The organism is Bacillus sp. YP1 (assembly GCF_000877815.1).
GTDB lineage: Bacteria > Bacillota > Bacilli > Bacillales > Bacillaceae > Bacillus > Bacillus subtilis.
The window spans coordinates 2,136,471-2,154,879 of sequence record NZ_CP010014.1 but is presented as its reverse complement, the minus strand read 5'-3'; the positions used below and the strand labels follow the sequence as shown (position 1 = coordinate 2,154,879).

Below are 18,409 nucleotides of genomic sequence, written 5' to 3'. Positions count from 1 at the left end.
TATTTTTTCTTGGAGAGAGGAGACAACACATGAAGCACCGTTATTTGCCCGCAACAGAAAAGGATAAACAGGAGATGCTTGCTACTATCGGCGTAAGCAGCATCGATGATTTATTTGCTGATATACCGGAAAACGTCAAATATAAAAAAGAGTATCAAATCAAAAAAGCGAAATCAGAGACAGAATTAACAAGAGAACTGACAAAGCTGGCCTCTAAAAATCGTGATACCGTACAATACGCTTCTTTCTTAGGAGCGGGTGTATATGACCACTATCAGCCTGTCATTGTGGATCATGTCATTTCGCGCTCTGAGTTTTATACCGCATATACGCCTTATCAGCCAGAGATTTCACAAGGAGAGCTCCAGGCTATTTTTGAATTCCAAACGATGATCTGTGAACTGACAGGCATGGATATCGCCAACTCCTCGATGTATGACGGCGGAACAGCCTTGGCAGAAGCAGCAATGCTTGCTTCAGGCCACACGAAAAAGAAAAAAATTGTTGTGTCAAAAACCGTGCATCCTGAATCGCGAGAGGTGCTGAAAACGTACGCAAAAGGTCAGTATATTGATGTTGTTGAAGTACCCGCTGCGGATGGCGTTACGGATCTTGATGCATTGCGCCAAACCGTTTGCGAGAACACAGCCGCAGTGATCGTTCAGTACCCGAATTTTTTCGGCCGGATCGAGCCGCTAAAGGATATTGAACCTATCGCTCATCAAGGGAAATCCATGTTTATTGTTTCAGCCAACCCGCTGGCGCTAGGTCTTCTCACTCCGCCGGGCAAGTTTCAGTCTGATATCGTCGTCGGTGATGCGCAGCCTTTCGGCATTCCTTCAGCATACGGCGGCCCGCATTGCGGCTTTTTTGCCGTTACTAAAAAATTAATGAGAAAGGTGCCGGGCCGTCTCGTCGGACAAACGGAAGACGAAAACGGAAAAAGAGGCTTTGTACTTACCCTGCAAGCCAGGGAGCAGCATATCCGCCGGGATAAAGCAACATCAAATATATGCTCCAACCAAGCTTTAAATGCGCTGGCAGCATCAGTGGCCATGACTGCTCTCGGAAAAAACGGCGTAAAAGAAATAGCCCGCCAAAATCTCTTAAAAGCCAACTATGCAAAGCAAGAAGCAAAAAAAGCAGGCCTTACCGTTATGTTTGACGGGCCGATGTTTAATGAATTTGTCATCAAACTGGATGAGCCGGTGAGAGCTGTGAACAGGCGTTTGCTTGCAAAAGGCATGATTGGCGGATATGATCTTGGGTTGACGTATCCGGAGCTGGACTGCCATATGCTGATTGCTGTAACGGAGCTGAGAACAATAGAAGAAATTGACGCACTCATTCAGGAATTGGGGGATCGCCATGAGTAATCAGGACCAGGCACTTATTTTTGAACTTTCAAGAGAAGGCCGAATCGGCTATAGTCTGCCGGAGCTCGATGTACCGGAAATCGGATTGGAGGACCTCTTGTCAGACACCTATATTCGTGACGAAGACGCAGCGCTGCCGGAGGTTTCAGAGCTGGACATCATGCGCCATTATACAGCGCTGTCCAAACGCAATCACGGGGTGGATTCCGGTTTTTATCCTCTCGGTTCTTGCACGATGAAATACAATCCGAAAATCAATGAAAAAATCGCGCGTATACCTGGTTTTGCTGCGATTCATCCCCTTCAGGATGAAGACACGGTGCAAGGCGCATTAGAGCTTTTATATGATTTAAGCAAGCACCTTGAAGAAATAACGGGAATGGATGAGGTTACGCTTCAGCCTGCTGCCGGAGCGCACGGCGAATGGACGGGGCTGATGATGATCCGTGCCTATCATGAAGCTCGCGGGGATTTCAAACGGACGAAGGTCATTGTCCCTGATTCCGCGCATGGGACGAATCCTGCATCAGCGACAGTAGCAGGCTTTGAAACAGTTACGGTGAAATCGAATGAAAAAGGGCTTGTTGATTTAGAGGATTTAAAAAGAGCAGTGAATGAAGAAACTGCAGCTCTTATGCTGACGAATCCGAACACGCTCGGCTTGTTTGAGGAGCAGATTACAGAGATGGCGGAAATTGTACACCAAGCGGGGGGGAAACTGTATTATGACGGAGCTAATTTAAATGCCGTTTTAAGCAAGGCGAGACCTGGTGATATGGGATTTGACGTGGTGCACCTCAACCTGCATAAAACATTCACAGGCCCTCATGGCGGCGGAGGCCCGGGCTCAGGCCCTGTCGGCGTAAAACAAGATCTGATTCCTTATTTGCCAAAGCCAGTTTTAGTCAAAAAAGAAGGGCGCTTTACGTTTGATTATGACCGCCCTCATGCGATCGGCCGTGTGAAGCCGTATTACGGCAACTTTGGCATTAATGTGAGAGCGTATACGTATATTCGCTCCATGGGGCCTGACGGATTAAAGGCTGTTACTGAGAACGCAGTGTTAAACGCCAACTATATGATGAGAAAACTCGCGCCTTATTACGATCTTCCGTTTGACCGCCATTGCAAGCATGAATTTGTATTATCAGGGAAGCGGCAGAAAAAGCTGGGAGTGCGTACGCTTGATATTGCAAAACGGCTGCTTGATTTCGGCTATCATCCGCCGACGATTTATTTCCCGCTTAATGTTGAAGAATGCATCATGATCGAGCCGACAGAGACCGAATCAAAGGAAACACTGGACGCGTTTATTGATGCTATGATTCAAATCGCAAAAGAAGCGGAGGAGAATCCGGAACTTGTTCAGGAGGCCCCGCATACAACGATTGTAAAAAGAATGGATGAAACAAAAGCGGCGAGACACCCGGTGCTCAGATACGAGGCGGAAGAAAGATAAATAAAAACAGCTGTCTACCAGACAGCTGTTTGCTTTATTTCTTCGCTTTAATCTTTCCGCCCCATTTTTTAAAGCCGCCTTTTAGGTTGTAAATCTCAGTGCAGCCGTTTTTGCGCAGGGTTTGTGCCGCGCGTCCGCTGCGGACACTGTTTTGGCAGTACAGGTAAACAGGCTTGTCCGTACGGATCTCATTTTTTCTCTGTTTCAGCTGGGAAAGCGGGATGTTGCGGGCGCCTAAAATATGTCCGCCCTCAAACTCATTTGGCTCACGAACATCAATAAGCTGCGCTTTGCGGTAACCCGCGCGGAATTCTTCTTCGGTAAGTGTTTTCATAATTCGCTGCTGATAGACATATGAAGCAATCATATAGATGATAAATGCAGCAAAAATAATCAAAACGATCATATTAGACAATGTGATTCTACTCCTTTAGCATATAAAATCAAAACCCTGCTTCATAAAACAAGGTCATAGAGCCGTTTTCGACAAATACTATTATAGTAAAGCACAGCGTGATTGTCATCTATAATGGAACTAAAATATTTTTCATTTTCCCGACAGTTTGATAAACTGATTCTATTAAAACGGTAAGGAAGGTCTTAAAATGCAAAAAGAAACTTGGCGGTTTATAGACTCAGGCAATGCAAGTCCTGCATTCAATATGGCGCTTGATGAAGCGCTTTTATATTGGCACAGCGAAAAGAAAATCCCCCCGGTTATCCGTTTTTACGGCTGGAATCCGGCGACACTTTCTGTAGGGTATTTTCAAAATATTAAAAAGGAAATCAATTTTGAAGCAGTACATAAATATAATCTCGGATTCGTCAGACGCCCGACCGGCGGGAGAGGTGTGCTGCACGATCAGGAACTGACATACAGCGTAATTGTTTCGGAAGAGCACCCCGAGATGCCGGCGACTGTTACTGAGGCTTACCGGGTTATTTCAGAAGGCATACTTCAAGGCTTTAGAAATCTCGGTCTGGACGCTTACTTTGCCATCCCGAGAACTGAAAAAGAAAAAGAAAGCTTAAAAAATCCGCGGTCATCTGTTTGTTTTGACGCGCCTTCGTGGTATGAGCTAGTGGTTGAGGGGCGCAAGGTGGCGGGAAGCGCGCAAACGAGACAAAAAGGCGTGATTCTTCAGCATGGCTCCATTCTTCTTGATTTAGATGAGGACAAGCTGTTCGATCTGTTCTTATATCCAAGTGAAAGAGTAAGAGAGCGGATGCAGCGCAATTTCAAAAATAAAGCGGTTGCCATTAATGAACTCACCGAAAAGCGGGTGACGATGGATGAGGCTCGTAAAGCCTTTAAAGAAGGATTTGAAACAGGTCTTAACATTCATTTGGAGCCATATGAACTTTCTCAGGAAGAGCTTGATTTTGTTCATCACTTGGCTGAAACAAAGTACGCTTCAGATGAATGGAATTATAAGCGGTAAACAGGGCTTTTGACCCGCGGAGCATCCTTGTTTTTTCAAGTTCATTAGTGTAAACTTGTAATGGTTTATAAAGTTAAGGTGCTTTTTGGGAGGGTTTCGATGACAACACCAAGTATGGAAGATTATATTGAACAGATTTATATGCTGATTGAAGAAAAAGGATATGCACGAGTTTCCGATATCGCGGAAGCATTGGCAGTCCATCCCTCCTCTGTAACAAAAATGGTTCAAAAACTAGATAAAGACGAATATTTAATTTATGAAAAATATCGCGGTCTCGTGTTAACGTCTAAAGGGAAAAAAATAGGCAAACGGCTGGTATACAGACATGAATTGCTTGAGCAGTTTTTAAGAATCATTGGTGTTGATGAAGAGAAAATATATAACGATGTCGAAGGAATCGAACATCATTTAAGCTGGAACAGTATTGATCGCATCGGGGATCTTGTTCAATATTTTGAAGAAGATGATGCCCGTAAAAAAGATCTGAAATCAATCCAAAAGAAAACAGAACATCATAATCAGTAAAAAGGCGGTCTCGAAGGAGGCCGTCTTTTTTGATACGCTGACGCCACCCGTCATTAGTTGGTCTATTTCTGCGCGTGTTTTCTTAAAATGGTAATAAACGATCGGATGGAGGGGGAGGGAATGAGATGTATATTGACGGTGTGTTTTCCGGCGGAGGAGTAAAAGGCATTGCGCTTGCAGGCGCTTATGAAGCGCTTGAGGAAAAAGGCTTCCGCTTTAAAAGGGTTGCGGGTACAAGCGCGGGCGCCATTATTGCCGCTTTCATTGCGTCAGGTTACACCAGTAAGGAAATCCACGCTTTAATTGAAGAAGTGGACGGAGAGAAATTGCTGGATCAAAGGTACTCTTTTCTCCCCTTAAAAATGCTCCAGTGGGTGTCCATCTACTGGCGTCTTGGCTTATACAAAGGCGATACGATAGAAGAATGGATTGCTGATCTGTTAAGAGCGAAAGGCATAAGGGTTTTCGGCGATTTGCAGAAAGGGTCTCTGCGCCTTATTGCTTCTGATCTGACAAACGGCACCATGATTGTTTTGCCGGACGATTTGGCCCGTTACGGGTTAAATCCCGATATGTTCCCGGTTGCCAGAGCGGTCAGAATGAGCTGCAGCATTCCGTATTTTTTTGAACCGATAAAATTAAAAACGGACACAGGCACCGCCACGGTTGTCGACGGAGGTGTGTTAAGCAATTTCCCCATCTGGCTGTTTTCAAAGGAAAGAAAGCGCCCTGTGATCGGTGTGACGCTTGCGCCGCGTGAAAGAGAGCGTCCGAAAAAAAATATCCGCAACGCTTTTGAACTGTTCGGCGCCCTGTTTGAAACGATGAAGGATGCCCATGACGCAAGGCACATTGCATCACGCTATGAACAAAATATCATTTTTCTCCCGGTTGATGGCGTAATGGCAACTGATTTTCATTTAACACAACAAAAAAAACTAGCCCTGATTGAGCTAGGTAAAAGACGGACAGAGCTGTTTTTAAAGCAGTGGACCTATTAAAAAAGCGCCCTGTTTTTCTTTTTATTTTTTTTCCCTTCTATAACAGTCAGCTGAGTCTGGCTTTTTTTCTTGAGAATCATCGGCTTAGGCTTGCTGGCGCTCGGAACGCTTCGCAGGTGGCTGACACGTCCCTTATGTCCGGCGCGGTGTTTTGCTTTTTGTTCTTTCATCCGGCGCCGCGATTGTTTCGCCGCTTTTTTGAAGGCTGCTCCTTCGCTGCCCGCATTTCGATTCATTACATATTTCACAATAAAATAAATAATGATACCTGCCACGATGACGGTTACCGCCATTTTTGCCATTTCTCCGGGATTGGTTACCAGCACATAGAGGAAACCGAACGCTCCCAGCGCAATTAATACAGCAATAATAGGTTGTACACGATGATTCATAACTGTCCACCTCCGAAAGTAATAGCAGGGCAACGGATTTTAGATGACGTTGTGAGAAGGCTTCTGATTTTGCTCAGACAATGCTTCGAGTCTGAGAAGTTCGTTAAAGCTTTCGATGGCAACTTCAACCTGTTCATCCTTAGGTTCCTTTGTGGTTAACAGCTGAAGCCACAGTCCCGGGTACCCAAGTAATTTCAGACCGGGAATGTCACGCACTTTGTTGGTCAGCTGCAGAACTTCAAAGGATATACCAAGCACGACCGGTATCAGTGCGACACGATCTATAACACGCAGCCAAAGCGGATCTGTCGGAACGAGTAAATAAACAAACATGCCGACAATAATCGTAAATAAAATAAAGCTTGATCCGCAGCGGTAATGAAGCCGAGATTGGTTTTGGACGTTCTCCACAGTAAATGGCAAATTCTGTTCATAACAGTTTATGACTTTATGTTCGGCTCCATGATATTGAAACACTCTTTTAATAAGCGGTGTCATGGACAAAAAATAGATGTAACCGAGCAGCAAAATCAACTTAAACAGGCTTTCAACCGCGATTTGCGCCGTGTCCGAGGAAAAAATCGGCCTTGTCAGTTCAGCTAAGAAAACTGGAACCAATGTAAATACGAATTTACTGAACAAAAATGATAGGACGCCTATAACTGCGAGGCTGAGATACATAGACAGCCCGGAGGATTTTTTTTCTTCCTGCTCAAGTGTCTCGTCTTCAGATGGATCGAGCCCGTAACGTTCGCTTGAAAAATTCAAATGCTTTGTGCCGTTTGCACTCGCTTCGATAATGGCCGCGATCCCCCGTAAAAACGGTATCTTTTTCACGATGTTCAGTTTCGGGTTGTGTTTGCGTGGAAGCTTAAAAAAGTCAATGCTTCCATCCGTTCTTCTGATGGCTGTAACGTAATGATGCTTTCCGCCAAACATAACGCCTTCCACAACAGCCTGCCCGCCGTAAGCGGGCGGAACTTTATGTTTTGACATATTATCAACCTGCCTATTTCTTTAGGATTGCTAACCATTTCCTTTCACTCTATTGTACAGGAAACAGCGCTAAACCTCTAGATTGACAGGCTGAAAAAATTGCCATAGCCTTGCTTTTTCTACATGCATTATACCCTTTATTTTCAAATTTTACTCGCAGCTGTCAAAAAGTGTGAGCTTTTTTATTGACATTTCATTTTTTGGGCACACTTTAACTGGAGGTGCCATGATGACAAGCGAAAAAGATACAGAACAAAATGAAGAATTGAATGAGAAGCAAAAGCCGCCTGTTTCAATGGCCGGCAGAGTGGCGGCAACAGGTTTTTGCGGGGGCGTACTTTGGAGTTTCGTTGCTTATATCGCATATTTGTTTCATTTTTCCGAAATCAGCCCGAATATGATATTGCAGCCGTTTGTGCTCGGAGAGTGGAAAAAACATGGGCTGGGAACGGTAATCAGCATCATTTTGATTGGAGTAATTTCAATTGGCGCAGCGTTTCTTTATTTTCTTCTATTGAAACGTTTAAAAACAATGTGGCCGGGTATTTTATACGGCTTGGTGCTTTGGCTGCTCGTGTTTTTTGTTTTTAATCCGATTTTTCCAGATGTGCGCACGGTGACCGAACTGACATCAGATACAATTATTACGACCATTTGCATTTATTTGCTTTACGGGCTGTTTGTCGGGTATTCCATTTCATTTGAATACAATGAGCTGAATTCGGAAAAGCTTGCACGTGCGCTGGGAATGCATAGAGAATAGTGTATAATCCTTTTCCAGTATGATAAAATGTTCACGAGAAGTGAACATTTTTTACATGAGAAACCCTCGCGAAAAGGAGAGATTATGTGCCTCATTTTTTGATTTTAAACGGACCGAATGTTAACCGGCTTGGGAGTCGTGAGCCTGAAGTATTCGGCCGCCAGACACTGACCGATATTGAAACAGATCTTTTTCAGTTTGCTGAAGCCTTACATATCCAGCTCACTTTCTTCCAGTCTAATCACGAAGGTGATTTGATAGATGCGATACATGAGGCTGAGGAGCAATACAGCGGGATTGTTCTGAACCCCGGCGCCCTGAGTCATTACAGTTATGCGATCAGGGATGCTGTTTCAAGCATCAGTCTTCCTGTGGTAGAGGTGCATTTATCAAACTTATACGCCAGGGAAGAATTCAGGCATCAGTCGGTTATCGCTCCTGTTGCGAAAGGGCAGATTGTCGGTCTTGGAGCTGAAGGCTACAAGCTTGCTGTTCGCTACTTATTAAGCCAGCAAGGGGGAGAATCAAGATGAAGCTAGAGAAATTAAGAAACCTGTTTGGACAGCTGGGAATTGACGGCATGCTGGTTACAAGCAGCACGAATGTACGCTATATGACAGGGTTTACAGGTTCGGCGGGTTTGGCTGTTATATCGGGTGACAAAGCAGCGTTTATTACGGATTTTCGTTATACTGAGCAGGCGAAGGTTCAGGTAAAGGGTTTTGAGATCATTGAACATGGCGGCAGCTTGATTCAGACCACTGCCGACACTGTTGAATCGTTTGGCATCAAGCGTCTCGGCTTTGAACAGAACAGCATGACATATGGCACTTACGCTTCATACAGCGCCGTTATCAGTGATGCCGAATTAGTGCCTGTGGCTGAATCCGTGGAAAAGTTGCGCTTGATTAAGTCTAGTGAAGAGATTAAGATATTAGAGGAAGCTGCGAAGATTGCAGATGATGCCTTCAGACATATCTTGACGTTTATGAAACCCGGCATTTCTGAAATCGCTGTTGCCAATGAGCTGGAGTTTTATATGAGAAGCCAGGGAGCAGACAGCTCTTCTTTTGATATGATTGTCGCCTCAGGCCTTCGTTCGAGCCTTCCGCACGGTGTGGCCAGTGACAAACTGATTGAAAGCGGAGACCTTGTTACGCTTGATTTTGGCGCTTATTATAAAGGATATTGTTCTGATATTACCCGGACGGTCGCTGTAGGTCAGCCCAGTGATCAATTGAAGGAGATCTATCAGGTTGTATTTGATGCTCAGGCGCTTGGCGTCGCACATATTAAGCCGGGAATGACAGGAAAAGAGGCTGACGCCCTCACAAGGGATCATATTGCTGCAAAAGGCTACGGTGACTATTTCGGCCATTCAACCGGGCACGGGCTCGGCATGGAAGTTCATGAATCGCCGGGATTATCCGTCAGATCTTCAGCTATCCTTGAACCGGGTATGGTGGTCACAGTGGAGCCGGGCATTTACATACCAGAAACAGGCGGTGTCCGCATTGAAGATGACATCGTGATTACAGAAAACGGCAACCGGACAATCACCCATTCCCCAAAAGAACTTATTATTTTGTGATTGGAATATAGGAGGACATTAAACATGATTTCAGTTAACGATTTCCGTACAGGATTAACAATTGAAGTAGATGGCGGCATTTGGCGCGTCGTTGACTTCCAGCACGTAAAACCTGGAAAAGGTGCGGCATTTGTCCGCTCTAAACTCCGCAACCTTCGCACTGGCGCGATTCAGGAAAAAACATTCCGCGCTGGTGAAAAAGTAGCGAAAGCGCAAATCGAAACCAAAACAATGCAATATCTATATGCAAACGGAGATCAGCACGTATTTATGGATACTTCTTCTTATGAGCAGCTTGAACTGAGCGCAACTCAAATCGAAGAAGAATTAAAATACCTGCTAGAAAACATGTCTGTGCATATCATGATGTACCAGGATGAAACACTTGGTATCGAACTTCCAAACACAGTTGAGCTGAAAGTTGTTGAAACTGAACCTGGTATTAAAGGTGATACAGCGTCAGGCGGTACAAAACCTGCGAAAACTGAAACCGGGCTTGTTGTAAACGTGCCGTTCTTTGTGAATGAAGGCGACACACTTGTTGTCAATACATCAGACGGTTCTTACGTTTCAAGAGCATAGAAAGAAAAAAAGAAGTCTGTTCCCAAATGGGAGCAGGCTTTTTTTGTGCCCAAAAACAGAATCTTTCTTTTATACGAAAATGACAAGACTACTTCAGCAAGCTAGAGCATATCATATAAAAAAATGGGAGGTTGGGAGAGTGCTATGAAATTTTTACTTGGAAATATCAATTCTACTGTTTTAACAATGGCGGGATTACGAGTTTTATCCTCTATGATTGAGCTGACGGCAGCAATTGTCATGCTTGTGACCAACGATGTCCGGAAGGCGGTTGTGGTTAACAGCATTCTCGCTATTGTCGGTCCGTTGATTTTTATCATTACGATGACTGTCGGAATCTACCAAATTGCCGGGCAGCTTTCGTATGCAAAGCTGATTCTGATTTTTACGGGTGTTGTCTTGATTTTGGCGGGTGTTCATAAATAAAGAGAGGCTTGTCATAAAGTCTGCCTCACATCATACATTTTAAAGAAGCCAATCGGTAGAAAGGAGGAGGCTCTGTTGAATGAAATCGCTGAGGTTCTCCCTGAATCCATGAAAAACGCCCTTTCTGAAATACCGGAACAACAATGGCTGGAAATCGAAGAAGTCAGAATTCGGATCAACCGCCCTGTTGAATTGATTCGAAGAGGACAACCTGTGTATTTGTCCTATGCGGGCACGGCCGAGGATGCCCATCTGATCCTGAGCCGGCTCAGCAACTATAGTATGTATACACTTGAAGAAGAGCTGAAGAAAGGGTATGTCACGATCAGAGGCGGCCACAGAGTCGGACTGGCGGGCAGAGTGATTACGGAAAACGGAGGTGTGAAAGGCCTCCGTGACATCGCATCTTTTAATATACGAATTGCCCGGCAAAAGCTGGGGATTGCGGAGCCGCTGCTTCCATACTTATATCAAAGCAGCTGGCTGAATACGCTGATTATCGGACCGCCCCAAACCGGCAAAACAACACTTCTCCGGGACCTTGCGAGGCTCTCAAGCACCGGCAAAAAACCCATGCTGCCCGTAAAGACAGGAATCGTCGATGAACGGTCAGAAATTGCCGGATGTCTTCGCGGTATTCCGCAGCATCAATTTGGTCAGAGAATTGACGTGTTAGACGCCTGTCCAAAAGCTGAAGGGCTGATGATGATGATTCGATCCATGAGCCCTGAGGTGATGATTGTCGATGAAATCGGGCGTATGGAAGATACAGATGCACTTCTGGAGGCGCTGCATGCCGGTGTTTCAGTAATCGTATCGGCGCATGGCTGGAGTATATCCGACCTGATGAAGCGGCCTTCATTGAAGCGTTTGTGGGAAGAAAGAGCCTTTGACCGCTATTTGGAATTATCAAGAGCAAAAGGGCCGGGCACAGTGAGCCAAATTTATGACAAAGACGGAAATGTGCTGTCTAGGACGACGGGCGTGAAAACATGCTGAAGCTGCTGGGCGCTGTATTCATTGTGGTAGCGACAACATGGACAGGTTTTGAGATGGCGAAGATTTATACAGAACGGCCGCGGCAAATCCGCCAGCTGCGTGCGGCGCTTCAATCCCTCGAGGCTGAAATCATGTACGGCCATACACCGCTTCATACTGCTTCACAGCAGATTGCCAAACAGCTCGCACAGCCTGTTTCAGCTCTTTTTTCCGCATTCAGTGATCAGCTGGACAAGGGAAGTGATTCCGCGAAAACGGCGTGGGAGCAAAGCTTAAAGAAGGTATGGGACACCCTGTCTTTGAAAAAAAGCGAATACGAAGTGCTGAAGCAGTTTGGCGAGACGCTCGGGATTCATGATCGAATCTCTCAGCAAAAGCACATCAAGCTGGCGCTGTCACATTTGGAAGCCTCTGAAGCGGATGCTGAGCAGGCGCAAGCGAAAAATGAAAAGATGATAAAAAGTTTGGGCTTTTTAGCGGGCTTGTTACTCATTCTTCTATTGATGTAAACGTGAGGGGAGCAAAAATAAAATGGGAGTAGACGTGAATGTCATATTTCAAATCGCCGGAGTGGGAATCGTGGTCGCTTTTTTACACACGATATTGGATCAGATGGGCAAGAAAGAATATGCTCAGTGGGTGACGCTGTTAGGTTTTATCTATATTTTATTTATGGTCGCCACGATTGTAGATGACCTATTTAAAAAGATAAAAGCTGTGTTTTTATTCCAAGGATAGGGGGGCTTGCAGATTGACATTGTTCAAATTGTAGGTTTAGGGCTGATCGCCACCTTCCTTTCTTTAATTGTAAAAGAACAAAAGCCGACTTTTGCGTTTTTAATCGTCGTTTTTGCCGGATGTGCCATTTTTCTTTATTTGGTAGACCAAATCTACGACATTATTCGAATGATAGAAAAAATTGCGATTAATGCAAATGTCAACATGGTCTATGTTGAAACCATTTTAAAGATTATCGGAATCGCCTATATTGCTGAATTCGGGGCACAGCTCACAAAAGATGCCGGTCAAGGAGCCATCGCCTCGAAAATAGAATTGGCGGGGAAAATTTTAATACTCGTAATGGCTGTGCCTATTTTAACCGTCATTATCGAAACGATTCTCGGACTTATACCTTCTATGTCATAACCGAAAGGAGGCGGTAGATTGAAGCGCTTTCAATGGGTTTTGCTTTTGGCCGTGCTGATCATAGCAGGCCGTGCAGAAATTGTACAAGCAGCTGGTAATGCAGAACAAACGGAAGACCATGCTGAAACAGCCGAGCAATTAGCGGAAAGGACAGCAGCCTCGCTTGAAACAGATAAGATCGGGGAATTTTGGAATGACATTATGACAGAATACGGCGGACTGCTGCCGGAAAGCCAAAAAGGCAGCTTAATGGAGTTTATCAATGGCGATAAATCATTCTCACCGCAAGAATGGCTGAAAGCTCTCTTTTCTTATTTGTTTCATGAAGTGCTTGCCAACGGAAAGCTGCTGGGCACATTGATTTTGCTCACGATTTTTTGCGTCATTCTGCAGCTTTTGCAAAATGCTTTTCAGCAAAGCACCGTCAGTAAGGTCGCTTACTCAATTGTGTACATGGTGCTGATTATCCTTGCGCTTAATAGCTTTCATGTGGCAATTAACTATGCAACTGAGGCGATTCAGACGATGACCAGCTTTATCCTGGCGCTCATTCCGCTCCTCTTGGCGCTTTTGGCTTCCTCAGGCGGAGCTGTATCTGCTGCCTTCTTTCATCCTGTTATCCTCTTCCTGATGAACACGAGCGGTCTCTTGATTCAGAATATCGTCATGCCGCTGATTTTTTTATCAGCGATTCTGAGCATTGTCAGCACGATGACTGAACAATACAAAGTAACGCAGCTGGCCAACCTGCTCAGAAATATCGCCATCGGAGCACTGGCTGTTTTTCTTACCATCTTTCTCGGCGTCATCTCTGTTCAGGGAGCCTCAGCTGCAGTGACAGACGGCATTACGCTCAGGACGGCTAAATTTATAACCGGAAATTTTATTCCTGTGCTTGGCCGAATGTTTACAGACGCAACAGATACAGTAATCAGCGCCTCTTTACTGCTGAAAAATACGGTAGGGATTCTCGGTGTCGCTATTTTGATCTGTATCGCGGCATTTCCGGCAATCAAAGTGCTTTCCCTCGCTTTTATTTATAAGCTGGCAGCCGCGATTCTTCAGCCGCTAGGAGGCGGGCCCGTCATCACCTGCCTCGACGTCATCAGCAAAAGCGTCATTTATATTTTTGCAGCTCTCGCCATTGTGTCTCTCATGTTTTTTTTAAGCCTTACTGTCATAATCACAGCCGGAAACCTCACGATGATGATGAAATGAAGGAGGCAGGCGAATGAGTTTTTTAACGGAATGGCTTACCACCATCGTGTTGTTTATCCTATTTGCAATTGTGATTGATATGCTGCTGCCGAGCTCCAGCATGCAAAAGTACGCAAAAATGGTAGTCAGCCTGCTCTTGATTGTCGTCATGCTTACGCCGATTTTTAAACTTTTCAAGACAGACCCCGAAGTCATCTTTGAATACCTCACAAAAAACGGGCAGTCAGAGTCTGCCGACATAAAAAATCAAATCAATTCAAAAAAAATAGAAATACAAGCTTCCCAGCGCGCATATATTCTAGAAGAAATGGCTGTCCAACTAAAAAAGAAAGCGGAGGAGAGATTCAGTCATGATGAATATAAAGTAGGCCGCATCAAACTCACGGCAGGAGAAAAGGTAGATTCAGAAGAGGATATTAAAACAATCAGCGTGTATATGGCCCCGTCTTCTGAAAAAACGGTCCAAACGGTCGCGCCGGTCCACATTGATACAGATCATGCATACGTAACAAAAGAAGCAGCCGAACAAAAAGAAGCCAAACAGATACAAACGCAGCTCGCGGACATTTGGGAAATCGGAAGTGAGAAAATTACGGTTCATATGGAAGGCGGGGAGAGTGTCGGCAATGAATAAAAACGGATTATGGAATGTATTGAAAAAGCAGTTTCTTCCGGGACAAACGAAGGACGGCGAAAAGCCGAAGCTGACCAAATATCATTACTTTCTATTCGTTTTTGTTCTCGGAGTTTCCTTTATGCTTGTCAGCCAGCTGTTTTCTTCACCTGAGAAAACAGAAAACGCCAAAACGATAACGGCCGTATCATCGCAACATTCCGCAGACAGCAAAGAGAAAACAGCTGAAGTGTTTAAAGCCTCAAAATCTGATAAACCTAAAGACTCGATCGATGACTATGAAAAAGAATACGAAAATCAGCTGAAAGAAATCCTTGAAACAATCATTGGTGTGGACGATGTCTCGGTTGTCGTGAATGTAGATGCAACGTCGCTGAAAGTATACGAAAAAAACAAATCAAACAAAAATACAACCACCGAAGAAACTGACAAAGAAGGCGGAACAAGAAGCGTTACAGACCAAACATCGGAGGAAGAAATCGTCATGATCAAAAACGGCGATAAAGAAACACCTGTCGTCGTCCAAACGAAAAAACCTGATATACGCGGTGTACTCGTTGTTGCTCAAGGAGTGGACAACGTTCAAATAAAACAAACCATTATCGAAGCGGTGACACGGGTCCTGGATGTTCCAAGCCACCGGGTTGCGGTTGCCCCTAAAAAAATAAAGGAGGATTCATAAATGCTTAAAAAACAAACCGTTTGGCTATTAACAATGCTCAGTCTTGTCGTGGTGTTAAGCGTCTACTATATCATGTCGCCGGAAAGCAAAAACGCCGTGCAGATGCAAAGTGAAAAAAGTGCGTCTGACAGCGGAGAGGTCGCAACTGAAAAAGCGCCTGCCAAGCAAGACACGAAGGAAAAAAGCGGTACAGAAACTGAAAAAGGAAAAGAAGATGGAACAAAGGGAACGAAAGATTCATCAGCAGACAAGGAAACATCCGCTGAAGCCAGTGAAAAAGGAACTGTTGTTACGGAAACAGCCGATGATGATCTGTTTACAACGTACCGTCTTGATTTAGAAGATGCCAGAAGCAAAGAAAGAGAAGAGCTGAATGCCATTGTGTCAAGCGATGATGCAACAGCCAAGGAGAAAAGCGAAGCATACGATAAAATGACGGCTCTCAGTGAAGTGGAAGGAACAGAAAAACAGCTTGAAACGCTGATTAAAACACAAGGTTACGAGGATGCGCTTGTTAATGCTGAAGGAGATAAAATCAATATTACAGTCAAATCAGACAAACACTCCAAATCGAAGGCGACAGCCATTATAGACCTTGTGGCAAAAGAAATCAAAACAATGAAAGATGTCGCTGTCACATTTGAACCATCCAAGTAAGAAAGAGGAAAAAGAAGCCCGCTAAACAAGCGGGCTTTTTGCGTTGCTGTCATATTAGAGTTGAATTCAAAAGTCCGCTCCTGTAAGATGAACATAGTATGTACTTTTAGTAGTAACCTATAAAAAAGAAATTTCATACATAGGAGTGCGATTGAATGTTAAATATCAAAGAAATCCACGAGCTGATTAAAGCAATTGACGAGTCTACAATTGACGAATTCGTATATGAAAATGAAGGTGTATCCTTAAAACTGAAAAAACACGAAGCAGGCACGGTTCAAGTCATGCAGCAGGCACCGGCAGCACCTGTACAAGCACAGGCTCCGCAGGCAGTTCAGCCGCAAGCGCAGCAAGCAGCGGCACCTGCCCAAGAAGCACCAAAGCAAGATGAGAATCTGCATAAAATCACTTCACCAATGGTAGGAACATTTTATGCTTCTTCATCACCGGAAGCTGGCCCGTATGTAACAGCCGGTTCAAAAGTAAATGAAAACACAGTTGTCTGCATTGTAGAAGCAATGAAGCTTTTCAACGAAATCGAAGCAGAAGTGAAAGGCGAAATCGTTGAAGTATTAGTAGAAAACGGCCAGCTGGTCGAATACGGACAACCTCTATTTCTTGTAAAAGCGGAGTAAGGAGACTGAACATGATTAAAAAGCTATTGATCGCCAACAGAGGAGAAATTGCTGTCAGAATCATCAGAGCCTGCAGAGAGCTCGGAATTGAGACTGTCGCTGTTTATTCAGAAGCTGATAAAGATGCCCTTCATGTTCAAATGGCCGATGAAGCTTTTTGTATCGGACCGAAAGCATCAAAAGACAGCTATTTAAACGTTACAAATATTGTGAGTGTTGCAAAGCTGACTGGCACGGACGCCATTCATCCGGGATACGGATTTTTAGCTGAAAATGCTGATTTCGCTGAATTATGTGAAGAAGTGAATGTCACGTTTGTCGGCCCGAGCGCTGACGCCATTTCAAAAATGGGAACAAAAGACGTTGCGCGGGAAACGATGAAACAGGCCGGCGTGCCAATCGTACCGGGTTCACAGGGAATTATAGAAAATGTGGAAGAAGCGGTTTCGCTTGCTAATGAAATTGGGTATCCTGTAATTATAAAAGCCACCGCAGGCGGAGGCGGAAAAGGAATTAGGGTTGCTCGCACTGAAGAGGAACTGATTAATGGCATTAAGATTACACAGCAGGAAGCGGCAACTGCATTCGGAAATCCAGGTGTATACATCGAAAAATACATAGAAGATTTTCGCCACGTTGAGATCCAAGTGCTTGCTGATAACTACGGAAATACGATCCATTTGGGCGAACGCGACTGCTCGATCCAAAGACGCCTGCAAAAGCTTTTGGAAGAATCACCATCTCCTGCCCTTGATTCAGAAATCAGGGAGCAAATGGGAGATGCAGCGGTAAAGGCTGCAAAAGCGGTTGGCTATACAGGTGCTGGAACAGTAGAATTTATCTATGACTACAATGAACAGCGCTATTACTTCATGGAAATGAACACGAGAATTCAGGTAGAGCACCCAGTCACAGAAATGGTGACGGGAACTGACCTGATCAAGGAACAAATCAAAGTGGCATCAGGAATGGAACTGAGCCTCAAGCAAGAGGATGTTGAATTTGAAGGCTGGGCCATTGAATGCCGAATCAACGCAGAAAACCCAAGTAAAAATTTCATGCCGTCACCTGGTGAAATTAAAATGTACCTGCCTCCTGGCGGTCTTGGTGTCCGTGTCGATTCAGCTGCGTACCCTGGCTATTCCATCCCACCGTACTATGACAGCATGATTGCAAAGGTCATCACATACGGAAAAACGAGGGATGAAGCGATTGCCCGCATGAAGCGCGCATTGAGCGAATTCGTCATCGAAGGCATTGAGACAACAATCCCTTTCCATTTAAAACTGCTTGAACACGAAACATTTGTGAGCGGAGAGTTTAATACGAAATTTTTAGAAACATATGATGTAATGGGCTCATAATTTTTACGGAGGTGAATTGAATGAAAGACAACAGCTTGCTTAAAATGGATCACGAAGATACGCATTTGGGTAAGGTTGAGATTGCACCGGAGGTCATTGAGGTCATTGCCGGCATTGCAGCATCAGAAGTTGATGGGGTTGCCGAAATGCGCGGAAACTTTGCGACAGGCGTCGTTGAGCGCTTTGGCAAAGTGAATCATGGCAAAGGTGTCAAAGTCGACCTGGCGGATGACGGAATTACGATCGATGTATACTGTGTCGTTACATTTGGCGTTTCGATTCCGAAAGTTGCAGCATCCGTTCAGGAAAACATTCGTCAAACCTTATTAAATATGACGTCTCTTTCGATTAACGAGATCAATATTCACATCGTCGGCATTCAATTTGACACAAAAGCCCAAGAAGTCCAAATCGACGAAGAAATGTAAATGGCTTAACACGAAACCAAGGGGAGGGCGGCCCTTTGGTTTTTTTACACGTTACCCTTTATTTCAAAGCATGAAGAAAGCCGGCTTACA

The 18,409-nt window shown here is 44.7% G+C and carries 24 protein-coding genes; 21 read left to right on the top strand and 3 right to left on the bottom strand.

Annotated elements, in window-relative coordinates; genetic code table 11:
• Positions 1-29 precede the first annotated feature (29 nt).
• Together gcvPA and gcvPB are read left to right on the top strand one after the other, a co-directional pair.
• Positions 30-1,376 (top strand): aminomethyl-transferring glycine dehydrogenase subunit GcvPA, encoded by a 1,347-nt coding sequence (gcvPA, locus tag QF06_RS10470; protein ID WP_043940166.1) that lies wholly within the window; start codon positions 30-32, stop codon positions 1,374-1,376.
• Positions 1,369-2,835 (top strand): aminomethyl-transferring glycine dehydrogenase subunit GcvPB, encoded by a 1,467-nt coding sequence (gcvPB, locus tag QF06_RS10465; protein WP_041850012.1) that lies wholly within the window; start codon positions 1,369-1,371, stop codon positions 2,833-2,835. Before gcvPA ends, gcvPB begins: the two co-directional genes overlap by 8 nt.
• A 34-nt stretch (positions 2,836-2,869) precedes the next feature.
• Here gcvPB and QF06_RS10460 read toward each other — a convergent pair whose 3' ends face one another.
• Positions 2,870-3,250, bottom strand: a complete 381-nt coding sequence (locus QF06_RS10460; RefSeq protein WP_004398485.1) for a rhodanese-like domain-containing protein — start codon at positions 3,248-3,250, stop codon at positions 2,870-2,872.
• Positions 3,251-3,440: 190 nt separating this feature from the next.
• On the opposite strand from QF06_RS10460, the gene lipM reads away from it, so the two are divergent.
• The 3 genes from lipM (at position 3,441) to QF06_RS10445 (ending at position 5,806) form a co-directional block, all read left to right on the top strand.
• Complete coding sequence (gene lipM / locus QF06_RS10455; RefSeq protein WP_014664579.1) at positions 3,441-4,277, top strand: octanoyltransferase LipM; 837 nt, start codon at positions 3,441-3,443, stop codon at positions 4,275-4,277.
• Between the two features lie 99 nt (positions 4,278-4,376).
• Positions 4,377-4,805 (top strand): transcriptional regulator MntR, encoded by a 429-nt coding sequence (gene mntR / locus QF06_RS10450; RefSeq protein WP_003236923.1) that lies wholly within the window; start codon positions 4,377-4,379, stop codon positions 4,803-4,805.
• A gap of 125 nt (positions 4,806-4,930) precedes the next feature.
• Complete coding sequence (locus tag QF06_RS10445) at positions 4,931-5,806, top strand: patatin-like phospholipase family protein (protein WP_041850011.1); 876 nt, start codon at positions 4,931-4,933, stop codon at positions 5,804-5,806.
• Here the strand turns inward: QF06_RS10445 and QF06_RS10440 are convergent.
• Both QF06_RS10440 and QF06_RS10435 read right to left on the bottom strand, forming a co-directional pair.
• On the bottom strand, positions 5,803-6,198 hold the full coding sequence (locus QF06_RS10440; RefSeq protein WP_003226367.1) for an SA1362 family protein: 396 nt from the start codon (positions 6,196-6,198) through the stop codon (positions 5,803-5,805). The genes QF06_RS10445 and QF06_RS10440 overlap by 4 nt on opposite strands.
• Positions 6,199-6,237: 39 nt before the next feature.
• Positions 6,238-7,194 carry a DUF1385 domain-containing protein gene (locus QF06_RS10435; protein WP_041850010.1) on the bottom strand — a complete coding sequence of 319 codons (957 nt, stop codon included), beginning with the start codon at positions 7,192-7,194 and terminating at the stop codon, positions 6,238-6,240.
• A 226-nt stretch (positions 7,195-7,420) separates the two neighbouring features.
• Here QF06_RS10435 and QF06_RS10430 point away from each other — a divergent pair, with 226 nt between their 5' ends.
• From QF06_RS10430 to yqhY, 16 genes are all read left to right on the top strand, one after another.
• A complete protein-coding gene (locus tag QF06_RS10430; protein WP_003230222.1) occupies positions 7,421-7,957 on the top strand; it encodes a YqhR family membrane protein in 537 nt (178 codons plus the stop codon).
• An 86-nt stretch (positions 7,958-8,043) separates the two neighbouring features.
• Positions 8,044-8,490: a type II 3-dehydroquinate dehydratase gene (gene aroQ, locus QF06_RS10425; RefSeq protein WP_003230223.1), complete on the top strand. Its 447-nt coding sequence runs from the start codon at positions 8,044-8,046 to the stop codon at positions 8,488-8,490.
• Positions 8,487-9,548, top strand: coding sequence for an aminopeptidase PapA (gene papA, locus QF06_RS10420; protein WP_014480240.1), 1,062 nt, complete (start codon positions 8,487-8,489; stop codon positions 9,546-9,548). Before aroQ ends, papA begins: the two co-directional genes overlap by 4 nt.
• A 24-nt stretch (positions 9,549-9,572) precedes the next feature.
• Positions 9,573-10,130, top strand: coding sequence for an elongation factor P (gene efp / locus QF06_RS10415; RefSeq protein WP_003226377.1), 558 nt, complete (start codon positions 9,573-9,575; stop codon positions 10,128-10,130).
• A gap of 144 nt (positions 10,131-10,274) precedes the next feature.
• A complete protein-coding gene (locus QF06_RS10410; protein ID WP_004398639.1) occupies positions 10,275-10,556 on the top strand; it encodes a YqhV family protein in 282 nt (93 codons plus the stop codon).
• A 75-nt stretch (positions 10,557-10,631) separates the two neighbouring features.
• Positions 10,632-11,555: a stage III sporulation protein AA gene (gene spoIIIAA, locus QF06_RS10405; protein ID WP_015714242.1), complete on the top strand. Its 924-nt coding sequence runs from the start codon at positions 10,632-10,634 to the stop codon at positions 11,553-11,555.
• Positions 11,549-12,064, top strand: a complete 516-nt coding sequence (gene spoIIIAB, locus QF06_RS10400; RefSeq protein ID WP_014480238.1) for a stage III sporulation protein SpoIIIAB — start codon at positions 11,549-11,551, stop codon at positions 12,062-12,064. Before spoIIIAA ends, spoIIIAB begins: the two co-directional genes overlap by 7 nt.
• Positions 12,065-12,086: 22 nt before the next feature.
• Positions 12,087-12,293: a stage III sporulation protein AC gene (gene spoIIIAC / locus QF06_RS10395; RefSeq protein WP_003153142.1), complete on the top strand. Its 207-nt coding sequence runs from the start codon at positions 12,087-12,089 to the stop codon at positions 12,291-12,293.
• 6 nt (positions 12,294-12,299) lie between these two features.
• A complete protein-coding gene (gene spoIIIAD / locus QF06_RS10390; RefSeq protein ID WP_003230228.1) occupies positions 12,300-12,701 on the top strand; it encodes a stage III sporulation protein AD in 402 nt (133 codons plus the stop codon).
• An 18-nt stretch (positions 12,702-12,719) separates the two neighbouring features.
• Positions 12,720-13,919, top strand: coding sequence for a stage III sporulation protein AE (gene spoIIIAE, locus QF06_RS10385; RefSeq protein WP_003230230.1), 1,200 nt, complete (start codon positions 12,720-12,722; stop codon positions 13,917-13,919).
• 13 nt (positions 13,920-13,932) lie between these two features.
• Positions 13,933-14,553 carry a stage III sporulation protein AF gene (gene spoIIIAF / locus QF06_RS10380; RefSeq protein WP_003230233.1) on the top strand — a complete coding sequence of 207 codons (621 nt, stop codon included), beginning with the start codon at positions 13,933-13,935 and terminating at the stop codon, positions 14,551-14,553.
• The gene (spoIIIAG, locus tag QF06_RS10375; RefSeq protein WP_014477307.1) at positions 14,546-15,235 is read left to right on the top strand and encodes a stage III sporulation protein AG; all 690 of its coding nucleotides are present in this window, start codon (positions 14,546-14,548) and stop codon (positions 15,233-15,235) included. The genes spoIIIAF and spoIIIAG overlap by 8 nt, the downstream gene beginning before the upstream one ends.
• On the top strand, positions 15,236-15,892 hold the full coding sequence (spoIIIAH, locus tag QF06_RS10370; RefSeq protein ID WP_003230250.1) for a stage III sporulation ratchet engulfment protein SpoIIIAH: 657 nt from the start codon (positions 15,236-15,238) through the stop codon (positions 15,890-15,892).
• Positions 15,893-16,047: 155 nt separating this feature from the next.
• The gene (gene accB, locus QF06_RS10365) at positions 16,048-16,527 is read left to right on the top strand and encodes an acetyl-CoA carboxylase biotin carboxyl carrier protein (protein WP_003230252.1); all 480 of its coding nucleotides are present in this window, start codon (positions 16,048-16,050) and stop codon (positions 16,525-16,527) included.
• A gap of 11 nt (positions 16,528-16,538) precedes the next feature.
• On the top strand, positions 16,539-17,891 hold the full coding sequence (gene accC / locus QF06_RS10360; protein ID WP_003230253.1) for an acetyl-CoA carboxylase biotin carboxylase subunit: 1,353 nt from the start codon (positions 16,539-16,541) through the stop codon (positions 17,889-17,891).
• Between the two features lie 20 nt (positions 17,892-17,911).
• Positions 17,912-18,319 carry a fatty acid biosynthesis protein YqhY gene (yqhY, locus tag QF06_RS10355; protein ID WP_003230254.1) on the top strand — a complete coding sequence of 136 codons (408 nt, stop codon included), beginning with the start codon at positions 17,912-17,914 and terminating at the stop codon, positions 18,317-18,319.
• Positions 18,320-18,409 lie beyond the last annotated feature (90 nt).